At 74.2% G+C, this 12741-nt stretch carries 15 protein-coding genes; 12 read left to right on the plus strand and 3 right to left on the minus strand.

Annotated features, from left to right (window positions below):
* Positions 1 to 51 precede the first annotated feature (51 nt).
* On the minus strand, positions 52 to 963 hold the full coding sequence (locus tag LN037_RS21935; protein WP_230756845.1) for a lysophospholipid acyltransferase family protein: 912 nt from the start codon (positions 961 to 963) through the stop codon (positions 52 to 54).
* Positions 964 to 1084: 121 nt separating this feature from the next.
* Between LN037_RS21935 and LN037_RS21940 the strand changes: the two genes are divergently transcribed.
* The 3 genes from LN037_RS21940 to LN037_RS21950 are packed head-to-tail and all read left to right on the plus strand — an operon-like array spanning position 1085 to position 3462.
* Complete coding sequence (locus tag LN037_RS21940; RefSeq protein WP_230756848.1) at positions 1085 to 2431, plus strand: SAM-dependent methyltransferase; 1347 nt, start codon at positions 1085 to 1087, stop codon at positions 2429 to 2431.
* Entirely contained in the window at positions 2428 to 3252 is an 825-nt protein-coding gene (locus LN037_RS21945) for a DUF1295 domain-containing protein (RefSeq protein WP_230756852.1), read from the plus strand. Before LN037_RS21940 ends, LN037_RS21945 begins: the two co-directional genes overlap by 4 nt.
* A 60-nt stretch (positions 3253 to 3312) precedes the next feature.
* The gene (locus LN037_RS21950) at positions 3313 to 3462 is read left to right on the plus strand and encodes a hypothetical protein (protein ID WP_230756854.1); all 150 of its coding nucleotides are present in this window, start codon (positions 3313 to 3315) and stop codon (positions 3460 to 3462) included.
* Positions 3463 to 3539: 77 nt separating this feature from the next.
* Here the strand turns inward: LN037_RS21950 and LN037_RS21955 are convergent, their stop codons facing one another.
* Entirely contained in the window at positions 3540 to 4001 is a 462-nt protein-coding gene (locus LN037_RS21955; RefSeq protein ID WP_230756856.1) for a peroxiredoxin, read from the minus strand.
* Between the two features lie 116 nt (positions 4002 to 4117).
* Between LN037_RS21955 and LN037_RS21960 the strand changes: the two genes are divergently transcribed.
* Both LN037_RS21960 and LN037_RS21965 read left to right on the plus strand, forming a co-directional pair.
* Positions 4118 to 4597 (plus strand): DUF2975 domain-containing protein, encoded by a 480-nt coding sequence (locus tag LN037_RS21960; RefSeq protein WP_230756858.1) that lies wholly within the window; start codon positions 4118 to 4120, stop codon positions 4595 to 4597.
* The gene (locus tag LN037_RS21965) at positions 4597 to 4833 is read left to right on the plus strand and encodes a helix-turn-helix domain-containing protein (RefSeq protein ID WP_230756860.1); all 237 of its coding nucleotides are present in this window, start codon (positions 4597 to 4599) and stop codon (positions 4831 to 4833) included. The genes LN037_RS21960 and LN037_RS21965 overlap by 1 nt, the downstream gene beginning before the upstream one ends.
* On the opposite strand, the gene LN037_RS21970 is transcribed toward LN037_RS21965, so the two are convergent.
* Positions 4815 to 5447: an NUDIX hydrolase gene (locus LN037_RS21970; RefSeq protein ID WP_230756862.1), complete on the minus strand. Its 633-nt coding sequence runs from the start codon at positions 5445 to 5447 to the stop codon at positions 4815 to 4817. The genes LN037_RS21965 and LN037_RS21970 overlap by 19 nt on opposite strands.
* Positions 5448 to 5511: 64 nt before the next feature.
* On the opposite strand from LN037_RS21970, the gene LN037_RS21975 reads away from it, so the two are divergent.
* The 7 genes from LN037_RS21975 (at position 5512) to LN037_RS22005 (ending at position 12734) form a co-directional block, all read left to right on the plus strand.
* Entirely contained in the window at positions 5512 to 6447 is a 936-nt protein-coding gene (locus tag LN037_RS21975; protein WP_230756864.1) for an ADP-ribosylglycohydrolase family protein, read from the plus strand.
* Between the two features lie 56 nt (positions 6448 to 6503).
* Positions 6504 to 7211, plus strand: coding sequence for an alpha/beta fold hydrolase (locus LN037_RS21980; protein WP_230756867.1), 708 nt, complete (start codon positions 6504 to 6506; stop codon positions 7209 to 7211).
* A 10-nt stretch (positions 7212 to 7221) separates the two neighbouring features.
* Positions 7222 to 8466 carry an NAD(P)/FAD-dependent oxidoreductase gene (locus tag LN037_RS21985; protein ID WP_230756884.1) on the plus strand — a complete coding sequence of 415 codons (1245 nt, stop codon included), beginning with the start codon at positions 7222 to 7224 and terminating at the stop codon, positions 8464 to 8466.
* On the plus strand, positions 8463 to 9197 hold the full coding sequence (locus LN037_RS21990) for a DUF1365 domain-containing protein (RefSeq protein ID WP_230756887.1): 735 nt from the start codon (positions 8463 to 8465) through the stop codon (positions 9195 to 9197). Before LN037_RS21985 ends, LN037_RS21990 begins: the two co-directional genes overlap by 4 nt.
* 318 nt (positions 9198 to 9515) lie before the next feature.
* Positions 9516 to 10043, plus strand: a complete 528-nt coding sequence (locus LN037_RS21995; protein WP_230756890.1) for a GNAT family N-acetyltransferase — start codon at positions 9516 to 9518, stop codon at positions 10041 to 10043.
* 5 nt (positions 10044 to 10048) lie between these two features.
* Positions 10049 to 10636 carry an HhH-GPD-type base excision DNA repair protein gene (locus LN037_RS22000; protein ID WP_230756895.1) on the plus strand — a complete coding sequence of 196 codons (588 nt, stop codon included), beginning with the start codon at positions 10049 to 10051 and terminating at the stop codon, positions 10634 to 10636.
* Between the two features lie 181 nt (positions 10637 to 10817).
* A complete protein-coding gene (locus LN037_RS22005; protein ID WP_230756898.1) occupies positions 10818 to 12734 on the plus strand; it encodes a linalool dehydratase/isomerase domain-containing protein in 1917 nt (638 codons plus the stop codon).
* Positions 12735 to 12741: the final 7 nt, after the last annotated feature.

Below are 12741 nucleotides of genomic sequence, written 5' to 3' on the forward strand. Positions count from 1 at the left end.
CTCCGCCGACAGGGGCCCGGTGCGACGTCCGCACCGGGCCCCTGTCGTCGTTCAGGAGGTGGGAGGCGCCTCGCCCCGCAGGGTCGCCAACTCCTCCGTGACCCGGGACATGATCCGGTCGGTCGCCTCGCGCAGGGCGCTGCCGCGCTTCTGCTTCCCGACGAGGTCGGCGAGGTCCACCGGCTCGCCGGCGAGGACGCGCAGGGTGGCGCGGGGGACGAGGGTCCCGGCCTTCGCCTGCGGCGGCAGCAGGTGGTTCGACCCCCACTGGCCGACCGGGACCACCGGGGCGCCGGTCTCCAGCGCCATGCGCGCGATCCCGGTGTGGGCCTTCTGCGGCCAGCCGTCGGACTCGTCGGGGAAGCCGCCCTCCGGGTAGACCACGACGCACTCGCCGCGGTTCACGGCGTCGACCGCCGCCCGGTAGGCCTCGATGCCCGAGGCCTTCCGGTCCACCGGGATGTGCCTGCCGCCGCGCAGCGGTGCGCCCACGACCCGCATGCCCCACAGCTCCTTCATCGCGAGGAAGCGCGGGATGCGGCCCTGCGCCATGCAGTAGGCGACGAGCACGATCGGGTCCACGTGCGAGAGGTGGTTGACCGCGAGCAGCACGCCGCCCTGCGGCGGCACGTGGCGCCCGCCCCGGAAGTCCCACCGCGCGACGGCCATGAGCACCGGCCACAGCAGGTCGATCGCGAAGCCGTACCAGAACCCGCGGTCGCGCCGCGCGTAGAGCACCCAGATCGCGAGCTTGCGCCACAGCCGCATCGGGCGTCCCGGCGGTCGCCGGTCGTGGCCCTGCGCGATGCGCCGCACCGTCGGGTGCGGGCGGGGCTGCTCGGCGTGCTGCGGGGCCTCCGGGGCGTTCCCGACGGCAGGTGCGGCCGCCGGTTCCGGCGGCGGGGCGGCCAGCGGGGACGGGCCCTCGTCGGGCAGGGGAGGCTGCGGCGCCTGGGAGGACATGCCCCGGATCATGGCCTGTCCTCCGCCGTACCCGCATGAGTAGTTCTCCGCGCCGCCCGAACCGGGCGGGCGTCCGGCGCGATGATCCTGCCGAGGTCGGACGAACGGTGTGGGAGGACGGATGGCAGGCGCAGCAGCACGGGTGGTCCGCGCGGCGAGCAGGTTCGTGGACGGGGCGCTCCCCGTGCGCATCCGCGCGTGGGACGGCAGCGAGGCGGGGGCGAGCCGCGCGTCCGGTGCCCCCGTCGTCGTCCTGGCGCACCGCCGGGCCCTGCGGCGCCTGCTGTGGCAGCCGGGCGAGATGGGCCTGGCCCACGCGTACGTCTCGGGCGACCTCGACGTCGAGGGCGACCTGCAGGAGGGCCTCACCGCGATCTGGGGCCTCGTCCGCGACGGCGCGGTGCGGCCCCGCCGGCCCGGCGTCACCGAGCTCCCCGCCGTCCTCGCGGGGGCGGCGACGCTCGGGCTGCTCGGTCCGCGGCCCGCGGCGCCGCCCGAGGCGATCCGGCTCCCGCGGTTCGCGAAGCTGCACTCCCAGCTGCGCGACCGGGCGGTGATCCACCACCACTACGACGCCGGCAACGACTTCTACGAGCTCATCCTCGACCGGAACATGGCGTACTCGTCGGGGTACTGGACCGACCTCGCCGCGCCGCTCACCGCGGAGAACCTCGTCGCCGCGCAGGACGCCAAGCTCGACATGATCTGCCGCAAGCTCGGGCTCGGTCCGGGCTCCACCCTGCTCGACGTGGGCTGCGGCTGGGGCTCCCTGCCCATCCACGCCGCGAAGCACTTCGGCGCCCACGTGCGGGGCGTGACCATCGCGACCGAGCAGCGCGACCACATCAACCAGCGGATCCGGGCCGAGGGCCTGGCCGACAAGGTGCAGGTCGACCTGATCGACTACCGCGACGTGCCCACCCAGATCGAGGAGTACGGCGCGTTCGACGCGGTCTCGAGCATCGAGATGGGCGAGCACGTCGGCGACGGGAACTACCCGACGTTCGCCTCGATCCTGTTCGGCGCGGTGCGCCCCGGTGGGCGCGCGCTCGTGCAGCAGATGTCCCGCCGTCCCGGCGACCACCCCGGCGGCGGGCCGTTCATCGAGACCTACGTGACCCCGGACATGGTGATGCGCCCCGTCGGGGACACGCTCACGCTGCTCCAGCGGGCCGGCCTCGAGGTGCGCGACGTCCACGTCATGCGGGAGCACTACGTGCCGACCTGCCGCGCCTGGATCGCCACGCTCGAGGCGAACTGGGACCGCGCGGTGGAGCTGGCGGGGGAGCGGGGCGCCCGGATGTGGCGGCTCTACCTCGTGGGCGCCGCGCTCGCGTTCGAGGAGAACCGGATGGGCGTCGACCAGATCCTGCTGGCCCGCCCGACGGCGACCGGACGCTCGGGGATGCCCGCGACGCGCGCCACGTTCGAACCGTCGGCGCAGAACGTGGGTACTCCCGCGTCATGAGCTTCGACTGGGCGGCCGCCGGCATCCTGCTGGCGGTCGCGGTCGGCGTCGTCGTCGTGACCTTCGCGGTGACGCTGCTGGTGGCACGCGCGGTGGGGAAGCACTCGGTCGTCGACGTGACGTGGGGGCTGGGGTTCGCCCTCGTCGCCGTGTCCGCGTACGTGACGTCGGGCCTGCTCGGGGTCGGGAACGACACGGTGCGGCTCGTGGCCCTGCTGCTGCCGGTGATCTGGGGCCTGCGGCTCGCGATCTACATCGGGTGGCGCAACCACGGGAAGGGCGAGGACCCGCGCTACACGGAGATGCTCGGGGAGGGGCACGCGCCGGGCGCGACGACGTGGACCGTCGTCCGCAAGGTCTACCTCACCCAGGCCTGCGTGCAGCTCGTGGTCGTGCTGCCCGTGCTCGCGGCGATGGTGCGCGCCTCGACGGTCCCCGTGCTGCTGGTCCTCGGCGCGCTCGTCTGGCTCGTCGGGTTCTTCTTCGAGTCGGTCGGCGACGCCCAGCTCGCGCGGTTCAAGGCGAACCCGGAGAACCGGGGCCGCATCCTCGACTCGGGACTCTGGCGCTACACGCGGCACCCGAACTACTTCGGCGACTTCTGCGTCTGGTGGGGCATCTTCCTGGTGGCGGTCGGACACCCGGCGGGGCTCGTCACCGTCGTCGGGCCGCTGCTGATGAGCTATCTGCTCGTCAACGTGACCGGCAAGGAGCTGACGGAGAAGGGGATGTCCGACCGGCCCGGATACGCCGAGTACGTCGAGCGCACCAGCGGGTTCTTCCCGCTGCCGCCCGGTTCCGCCCCCGCCCGCGCGACCTGAGGAGTCACCCGTGACCTTGCTCCCCGACGCCCTCGTCGAGCTGCTGCGCCGCCCGGCGCCGTGCTCCATCGCCACGCTCATGACCGACGGTTCGCCGCAGACTCGCAGCGCTACCTCGGCCGGCCCTACCCGGTCTTCTCCGGCAACCCCGACGAGACGCGGGTGATCCTGCGGATCGCCGCGGACTCGATCCACGCGCCGATGGGCTGAACCCGGCCCCGGAACGAGCGAAGGGCACCTCCGGTCGATCTACGTGACCGGAGGTGCCCTTCGCTCGGAACGACGGCTCAGTTCTCGCGGCGCTTGCGCAGCACGGCGAGCGCGGAGTCGGCGTGCTCGTCGAACTTCATCTCGCCGGTGATCACCTCGAGCACGGTGCGGTCGGTGTCGATCACGAAGGTCCTGCGCTTGATCGGCAGCACCGGCAGCCACGAGCGCTTCGCGTCGAACTGCTTCGCGACCTCGCCCTTCGGGTCCGAGAGCAGCGGGTAGTCGAACGAGTTCGCCTGCGAGAACGTGTGCTGCTTCTCCACCGAGTCGGCGCTGATCCCGACGCGCTGCGCCCCGACCTCGGCGAACTCCTGCGCGAGGTCCCGGAAGTGGCAGCTCTCCTGCGTGCAGCCGCCGGAGCTCGCGAGCGGGTAGAAGAACAGGACCACGGGCCCGTTCGTCAGCAGCTCCGACAGGGTGCGGGTGGCCCCGCTGTCGTCGGCGAGCGAGAAGTCGGGCGCGGTGTCTCCGGCCTTCATGGGGGAGTGTCCTTTCGCGGACGGCAGGTGTCGGTCCGATCTTCGCGTGGGCGCCCGGCTCGGTTCGGCACGACGCACCTGTTGATAGTCGATAGATAGAGCGCGATACTCGACCGATGTCGCTCGATCGTCGTGTGGTGGCCCTGCTCCGGGCGATGCTCGTCGCCCTGTTCGCGCTCCTGCTCGTGCTCCAGACGTTCTCGCTCCCGGGCGAGTTCGCCCATCTCGCGGCCGAGGAGCCGTCCGCGGCGCCGTGGCGGTGGCCCCTCACGGCGCTGGCGGTGTTCTGGGTGCTGTGCCTGCAGGTCGTCGTCGTGAGCACCTGGCGCCTGCTCGGGCTCGTCCGCGACGACCGGATCTTCCGCCCGGCCTCGCTCCCGTGGGTCGACGCGATGATCGTCGCGGTCGCCGCCGGGTGGGTGGTGCTGCTCGGGGTGGGCGGCGTGGCGGTGTGGCGCGGCGACGACCCGGGCGACGCGCTCGCGTTCCTCGTGGTCCTGCTCCTCGGCGCGGTCGTCGGGCTGCTGCTGGTCGTCATGCGCGGGCTGCTGCGCGACGCGACCGTCCTGCGGGCCGACCTCGAGGCGGTCATCTGATGGCGATCGTCGTGCGCATCGACGTGGAACTGGCCCGGCGCAAGATGAGCGTCGGGGAGTTCGCCGAGCGGGTCGGGCTCACGCCGGCGAACGTCGCGGTGCTCAAGAACGGCCGGGCGAAGGCGGTGCGGTTCTCGACGCTGGAGGCGATGTGCCGCGTCCTGGAGTGCCAGCCCGGCGACCTGCTGGAGTTCGTCGACGAGGAGTCGATCGCCGATCAGCCCGCGCGGCGGTAGAGCCGCGCCGGCTTCCCGACGGTGCCCGTGCGGACCCCGCCGGTCGGTTCCAGGTCGGCGAGCACGTGGCGGCGGAAGGTGTCCTTCGGCAGCGGGGCGCCCAGCACGGCCTCGTGCAGCCCCTGCAGCTCGGCGAGCGTGAACGCGGCGCCGAGCAGCCCGGCCGGGTCGGGGTCGCGCCGGTACCGCGCCCGCACGTGCTCCGCCGCCGCGGCGACCATCGCGTCGTGGTCGAACGTCAGGCGCGGCCGGCGGTCGACGGCGACCAGGCCGACGTCGTCGTCGAGCACGTCGCGCGGCACCAGGTCGACGTGGGCGATCGCGAGGACGCGCCCGCGGTCGTCCCGGTCGGGATCGTCGAACACGCGCAGCTGCTCGGGGGACCGGCCGGTGACGCCGATGTGCTCCCGCAGCGCCCGCAGGGCGGCCGCGGCCAGGGTCTCGTCGATCCGGACGAACGTGCCGGGCAAGGCGAGCTCGCCCGCGGCGTGGCCCGCGCGGCGGTGCACGGCGACCTGCAGGGCCCCGTCGACGACGGTCAGCAGGGCCACGTCCACGGCGACCGACGGGTGCGGGTAGTCCGCGAGGCTTCGTCCGGTCTCGTCGCGCCACACGCCGCCCAGGTTAGCGCAATTCTGCGCTATGGTTGGCGCAGAAGTGAGCTAATAGGGAGGCGACATGTCGCTGGAGCAGCACGTGGACCGGGTGATCGGCACGCTGCAGGGCGGGGCGATCGGCGACGCGCTCGGCGTGCCGTACGAGTACGGCTCGCGCCGCCTCGACGGCGAGCCGGCGATGGTGGGCGGCGGGCTCGGGCACTACGCGCCCGGGCAGTGGAGCGACGACACCGAGATGGCGGCGGTCATCGCACGGGTCGCCGCGACCAGGGCCGACCTGCGCACCGAGGAGGCCCTCGACGCGATCGCCGACGGCTTCGTCGACTGGTACCGCGGCGGGCCCGCCGACGTGGGCTCCCAGACGGCGACCGTGCTGAGCGCGCAGGAGCCGGGTCCCGGCTCGGCGGCGCGGCTGCGGGCGGCGGCGACGGCGGTGCACCGGCGGACGGGCCGCAGCGGGGGCAACGGGTCGCTGATGCGGACGGGGCCGGTCGCCCTCGCCCACCTCGGGGACCGCGACGCGATCACGACCGCGGCGCGCGCGGTCAGCGAGCTCACCCACCACGACCCGCAGGCCGGCGACGCCTGCGTCCTCTGGTGCCTCGCGATCGACCACGCGATCGCCACCGGCCGCGCCGACGCGCGGGTCGGCCTCTCCCACCTGCCCGACGACGAGGCGCGGCGCTGGGACGCGCTGCTCGACGCGGCCGAGGCGTCCGGGCCGGGCGCCTTCGCGGGCACCAACGGCTGGGTGGTCGCGGCGCTGCAGGGGGCGTGGGCGGCGGTGGCCGGCGCGGCCGACGCCGAGGCCGGTCTGGTCGCGGCGGTGCGCGGCGGCGGGGACACGGACACGGTCGCGGCGATCGCCGGGGCCCTGCTCGGGGCCGCGTCCGGGGCCTCCGCGTTCCGCGCGGAGTGGCGCGACCGGGTGCACGGCTGGCCCGGCCTGCGCGCCTCCGACCTCGCCGACCTGGCCACGGCGGCCACCCGGCCGTGACCAGGACCTCCCGACCGGCACCGACCTGACGTCGGGAACGCACCGAAGATGGGGACGTGACCCTTCCTCGCCTCGAAGCCGCGTCCCCGCCCGGGGACGGCAGCGCCGGTGTCGTCCTCGTGCTGCACGGCGGACGTCCCGACGGGCACCAGGGCGCCGGCGGGTTCCTGCTCTCGCACGTGCGGATGGTGCCGTTCGGGCAGGCCGTCGCGAAGGCCGGCGCCCGACGCGGGGTGGCGACCGATCTGCTGCGGTACCGGGTGCGGGGCTGGAACGCGCCCGATCTCGACCCGGTGGTCGACGCCCGCTGGGCCCTCGACGAGCTCCGGCGTCGGCACTCCGACGACGTGCGGGTCGTGCTGGTCGGGCACTCGATGGGCGCCCGGGCGGCGCTGCGGGTGGGGGACGACCCGAACGTCGTCGGGATCGCGGCCCTGGCGCCGTGGATCGAGCGGAACGAGCCGTGGGAGCACCTGCGCGGACGGACGCTGCTCGTGGCGCACGGCGACCGGGAGCGGATGACCGACCCGCGTGCGTCGCTGTGGTTCGCCCGGCAGGTGTCGACGATCTCCGACCGGGTGGCCCGGTTCGACGTGCACGGCGACGGCCACGCCATGCTGCGCCGCGCGGGGGAGTGGCACCGGCTGACCGCCCGCTTCGCACTCGCGGCGCTTGGGCTCGAACCGTTCGAACCCGCCGTCGCGAACGCGATGGCGGTCGGTGCCCCCGAGGGGCTGTCCGTCCCGCTGACCGCCGGAGCCTGAGGAGTCGCCCGTGTCCCGTGACCGTGTCGCCGTGATCGGGGCCGGGGTGTCCGGCCTGACGGCCGCCTACGTCCTGCAGCGGGCCCACGACGTCACGCTCTTCGAGGCCGAGTCCCGGCTCGGCGGGCACGCGCACACCCACGACCTGCCGACCGTCAGCGTCGACTCGGGCTTCATCGTCCACAACCACGCGACCTACCCGAACCTCATCCGGCTGTTCGGCGAGCTCGGCGTCGCCACGCAGGACTCCGAGATGTCGATGAGCGTGCGCGACGAGTCGACCGGGCTCGAGTACGCCGGGGCCCGCGGGGCGGCCGGACTGTTCGCCCAGAGGCGGAACCTCGCGAACCCGCGCCACCTCGCGATGCTCGCCGAGGTGCTGCGCTTCCATCGCGCCGCCCGCCGGGTGCTCGCGGGGCACACCGACCTGGACGACGAGGTCACGCTCGGCGAGTTCCTGCGCCGGCACCGCTTCTCGCGCTACTTCGTGGACACGTTCGCGGTGCCGGTGGTGTCGGCGGTGTGGTCCTCGGGCGCGGAGCTGTCGATGCAGTACCCGGCGCGCTACCTGTTCGCCTTCCTGGCGAACCACGGGCTGCTCTCCGTGGGCGGCTCGCACCAATGGAAGACCGTGGTCGGCGGGTCGGCGCGCTACGTGGAGAAGGCCGCGAAGGGGCTGTCGGCGGTCGAGGTGTCGACGCCGGTGCGTGCCGTGGCGCGGGTCGGGGAGGGCTTCGAGGTCCGTGACGACGCGGACGTGGCCCACGCGTTCGACCGGGTCGTGATCGCCACGCACGCGCCGACCGCCCTGTCGATGCTGGCCGCGCCGACCGCGGACGAGACCGCCGTGCTGGGTGCCTTCGAGTACTCGGCCAACGAGACGTGGCTGCACACCGACACCTCGATCCTCCCGACCGCCCCGGATGCGCGGGCGTCGTGGAACCTGCTGCGGGTGCCCGGCGACGACCGCGTGCTGGTCAGCTACGACATGACGCGCCTGATGCGGCTCGACACCCCCGAGACCTACGTCGTCACCCTCAACGCGACCGACCGGGTCGACCCGTCGACGGTGATCGCGCGGATGGACTACGAGCACCCCGCCTACACGCCCGCGTCGGTGGCGGCGCAGAAGCGGCTGCCCGGGCTGAACGACGGCCGGATCGCCTTCGCCGGGGCCTACCACGGCTGGGGCTTCCACGAGGACGGCTGTGCCTCGGGGGTGCGGGCCGCCGCCTCGCTCGGGGTGACGTGGTGACGTCCCTCTACGACGTCCTGGTGGAGCACCGGCGGTCGCAGACGCTGCAGGACGCCTTCACCCACCGCATGTACCTGTGGCTGGTCGACCTGGACGATCTGCCGTCGTACCCGGGCGTGTCCTTCCGAGGCGCCGACCACCTCGGCGACCCCGACCGCTCCATCCGCGAGAACCTCGACGCGTTCCTCGCCGCGCAGGGCCGCGAGCGCCCGGCGCGGGTGCTGATGCTCGCCCACCCGCGGACGTTCGGGTACGTGTTCAACCCGATCTCGTTGTACTGGGCGTACGCGGCGACGGGGGAGCTGTCCGCGGTCGTCGCCGAGGTCCACAACACCTACGGCGGCCGGCACCACTACCTGCTCGACGTGGACGGGGCCGGCCGCGCGCGGGTGGACAAGGACTTCTACGTCTCGCCGTTCTTCCCGGTCGACGGGGAGTACCGGATGAAGGTGCCGGAGCCGGGCGGGACGCTGGCGGCCACCGTGGTGCTGCGGCGGTCGGCGCCCGAGGGCGGGCTCGCGACGGCGTTCGTCGCGACGATGCGGGGGACCCGCCGTCCGGCCACCCGCCGGGCGGTGCTCCGCGCCGTGCTGCGGCACCCGTTCGTCACGCACCGGGTCTCGCTCGCCATCCGTCGTCGCGGGATCGCGCTGTACCTGCGCGGGCTGCCCGTCGTGACCCGCACGGCCGCGGACGTCGACCGCGGGCTGGGTCAGCTCGAGCGGGTCTGAACCCTTCCCGACGGCGGGTGGTGCGCGTCGCGCACACAGTCGTGCCGGTGGCCACGCTGGTCCCGGGGAGACTTGGGCGTCGCGCACACACACCGGGATGCGGGGCGGCGTGCCGACGATCGATCGTGGTGCGGGACGTGGCGGCGGCGATGTCAGCCGTGTGCCACCGCTGACGTCGGACGTCAGCAGGTCGCCACACCGCTGGCTCCCGCCGACCGCGCGTGGCCGCCCCCGCTCCCGGCGGCGCGGGGACCACGGGCCCCGCCCGGCACGACCCGACGGTGTCCGCGACCCGACGGCGGGCGCACACTGCGGGACGTGACCAGTGCCCCGCTCACGATCCGTCCCGCCGTCGCCGAGGACGTCGACGCCCTGCTCGACCTCGTCCACGCCGCCTACCGGGGGGTGGGCGGACAGGTCGGCTGGACCACCGAGGCCGAGCTGATCGACGGCCCGCGCACCACCCGCGACCTGCTCGCCGCCGACGTCGCCGACCCGTCGATCCACCTCATGATCGCCGGGGACCACGACGGGTGCTGCGCCGTGACCCACCGTGCCGGCGAGGAGACCGCCGTGTTCGGGATGTTCGCGGTGCGCCCGGGGATGCAGGGGAGCGGGCTGGGCAAGGCCCTGCAGGCGGCGGCCGAGCAGTACGCGCGCACCGCGGGGGCCACGACGATGGAGCTGCACGTCATCGACCGGCGCTCCGACCTCATCGCCTGGTACGAGCGGCGCGGGTACGTGCGCACGGAGGAGACCAAGCCGTTCCCGTACGGCGAGCCCGGCGTCGGCTTCCCGCGCGGCGACGACTTCCGGTTCGCCGTGCTGCGCAAGCCCCTAGGCTGAGCGCCGTGGCACCGCAGCTGACCCTCGCCCAGGACCCGGAGGCCGACGAGGTCCTCTCGCAGAACCCGCTCGCGCTGCTCATCGGGATGGTGCTCGACCAGCAGTTCCCGATGGAACGCGCGTTCGCCGGACCGGCGCTGCTGACCGACCGGATCGGCGAGATCACCGCCGAGAAGATCGCGGACTACGACCACGACGCGCTCGTCGCGGCGTTCACCGGCCCGCCCGCGCTGCACCGGTACCCGAGGTCGATGGCCGAGCGGGTCCAGGCGGTGTGCCGGGCCATCGTCGAGGACTACGGCGGCGACGTCACCCGGATCTGGACCGAGGCCGCCGACGGGCGCGACGTCTTCCGACGCCTCAACGCCCTCCCCGGCTGGGGGAAGATGAAGGCGCAGATCTTCACGGCGCTGCTCGGCAAGCAGCTCGGGCTCGACGCCGAGGGCTGGCGCGAGGCGGCCGGGAGCTACGGCGACGAGGGCTCGCGGCGCTCGATCGCCGACGTCGTCGACCAGACCACGCTCGCCGAGGTGCGCGACTTCAAGCAGGCCCAGAAGAAGGCCGCCAAGGAGAAGGCCGCCGCGCAGGACTGAGCACAAGTTGACACCAAGTCGTGTCAACTACGAGCATGCCCGTCGTGGCGTGCTGCGTGGCTCTGGGTCTGGTGGTCGCGGTCGTCCGTGACGTCCTGCATCGGCTGGTCCCGGGCACGGCGCCCGTGCAGGTCGGCTTCGCCCCGCCGGCCCGGCGTCCGGCGCCGTCCGAGGGGGCCCGATGAGCACCGCGACCGGCCGCACCACGACGGTCCTGCTGCCCGAGGTCCCCGCGTTCGCGCCCGTCACCGCCCGCCGGATGCGCCGCGCGCTCGCCGTGTACGGCGTGGTCTGGCTCGTCGGGTCTCTGCCGGGCTGGGTCGGCGCCGGGCCGGTCGTGACGACGCTCGGGCTGGGGCTCGTCGTGCCCGGTGGCGGGTTCGTGGCGACCGGCTCGCCGGTGCTCGCCGCGGTCGCGGCGGCGGCGTTCGTGGTGTCGCTGCTGGTCTGGTGGTACGCGGGCCCGGTCGTCCTGCCGCCGCTGGTCTGGCTCCTGGCGGCGGGTGTCGCGCCGCTCGCGTCCGCGGGCGGCGTCGAGCCGTGGGCGCCGGTCGCGGTCCCGGCGGCGGTCGTCGTCGCGCCGGCGCTCGCCTTCGTCGTCCACCGGGTGCGGCACGCCGGGCAGCGCCGCCGTGGGCGGGCGATCAACGCCGAGCTCGCGCGCGTCCGGTTCGCGGTCGGGGGCCCTCCGGACCTCACGAGCGCGCTCCCCGTCGCCGAGAGCTCCCCGGAGGACCTCGCGCACCTGCGGTACTCCCTCGACGTCGCCCTCCAGCCGGTCGACGGCTTCGACGGGCTCGTGGTGCTCGAGCAGTACCGCGAGGGCGCGCTGCGCTACCAGCTGACGGCGCTCGGCGACGGCATCGCGATGTCGCAGTACACCCGCACCCCGGCGTTCTCCGGCTACGTCGCCGAGGCCCAGCGCAACGCGATCGAGAAGATGCTGCTGCGCAGGGTCTGGGGCTACTGGCGCACCGAGAACCTGTGGGGCAACCTCTCGACGAACCGCGACCCGTTCGACACCGACGAGAACATCATGCTCACCGGGTGGCACGGGACGATGGTGGGCCTCTACGAGCTGCTCAACGACGACCGCTACTCGCGGCCGGGCGCCCTGACCTACCGCTGGTCCGACGACGAGGCCTACGCGCACGACTTCCCCGCGCTCGCCCGTCAGCTGCACGGCGGGATGTCCCGCTCGGACTACGCCCTGATCCCGTGCGAGCCGAACTGGATCTACACGGTCTGCAACGCCTTCGGGATCACCGCGCTGCTCGCGCACGACCGGGCGCGCGGCACGGCGTTGTTCGAGGACGTCCGGGACCGGCTGCACCACGCCTACGAGCACGAGTTCCTGCGCCCGGACGGGCGGATCGTCGGCGTCCGGGCCCGGCACCTCGGCCTGTCGTGGAACTTCTGGGCGGGCGCGGCCGTCGCGCTCAACACCACCTACTGGCTCCACCCCGCGTTCCCCGACCTGGCCCAGCGCACCTGGTGGCTGCTGCGCCGCACCGGGCTCGCGCTGCGGGACGGACGACCGCAGCTGCCGCCCCGCCTGGTCAACCGCCTCGACCCGGGCTACTACACGCTGGGCCGGGACACGTTCGGCCAGGTCGCGATCACGATGGCCGCGCGGGAGATCGGTGACGAGGAGATGGCGGACGCGGCCGCGACGCTGCTCGCCGAGCGGGAGGGCGTCGAGGAGAGCCACGGCGCCCGGCGGATCGCGGGCGTCTCCCCGATGGTGAACTTCTACGCCGTCCTCGGACGCTTCGGGCGTCCGCACGGGCTGCGGGACCTGGTCGGCCACGGCGCGGTCCCGGCGGCCTGGCGGACCGGACCACGCCTGGCCGGGGCGGCGTATCCCGAGGTCCTCGTGGCCCGGGCGCTCACCGACGGCGACGCGCTCGACCTGGTGCTGCGGCCGGGCGCCGGACCCGTGCGCACCACGCTCGCCGTCGACCGGCTCGTGCCCGGCCGGTGCTACGCCGTCTCCGGGGCGGCCGCGGGGGAGGTCGTCGCGGACGACGCGGGCCGCGCACACGTCGAGGTCGATCTCGGTGACCGGCGCGAGGTGCGCCTCCACCCGCGGGCGTGAGGTCCGG

Origin of the sequence: Actinomycetospora soli (genome assembly GCF_021026295.1) — a bacterium.
GTDB classification, from domain to species: domain Bacteria; phylum Actinomycetota; class Actinomycetes; order Mycobacteriales; family Pseudonocardiaceae; genus Actinomycetospora; species Actinomycetospora soli.

Excerpts from the sequence above, each read along its gene's own strand:
- LN037_RS21935 (WP_230756845.1), bottom strand. The coding sequence starts at position 963 with ATGTCCTCCCAGGCGCCGCAGCCTCCCCTGCCCGACGAGGGCCCGTCC.
- LN037_RS21940 (WP_230756848.1), top strand. The coding sequence starts at position 1,085 with ATGGCAGGCGCAGCAGCACGGGTGGTCCGCGCGGCGAGCAGGTTCGTG.
- LN037_RS21945 (WP_230756852.1), top strand. The coding sequence starts at position 2,428 with ATGAGCTTCGACTGGGCGGCCGCCGGCATCCTGCTGGCGGTCGCGGTC.
- LN037_RS21955 (WP_230756856.1), bottom strand. The coding sequence starts at position 4,001 with ATGAAGGCCGGAGACACCGCGCCCGACTTCTCGCTCGCCGACGACAGC.
- LN037_RS21960 (WP_230756858.1), top strand. The coding sequence starts at position 4,118 with ATGTCGCTCGATCGTCGTGTGGTGGCCCTGCTCCGGGCGATGCTCGTC.
- LN037_RS21965 (WP_230756860.1), top strand. The coding sequence starts at position 4,597 with ATGGCGATCGTCGTGCGCATCGACGTGGAACTGGCCCGGCGCAAGATG.
- LN037_RS21975 (WP_230756864.1), top strand. The coding sequence starts at position 5,512 with ATGTCGCTGGAGCAGCACGTGGACCGGGTGATCGGCACGCTGCAGGGC.
- LN037_RS22005 (WP_230756898.1), top strand. The coding sequence starts at position 10,818 with ATGAGCACCGCGACCGGCCGCACCACGACGGTCCTGCTGCCCGAGGTC.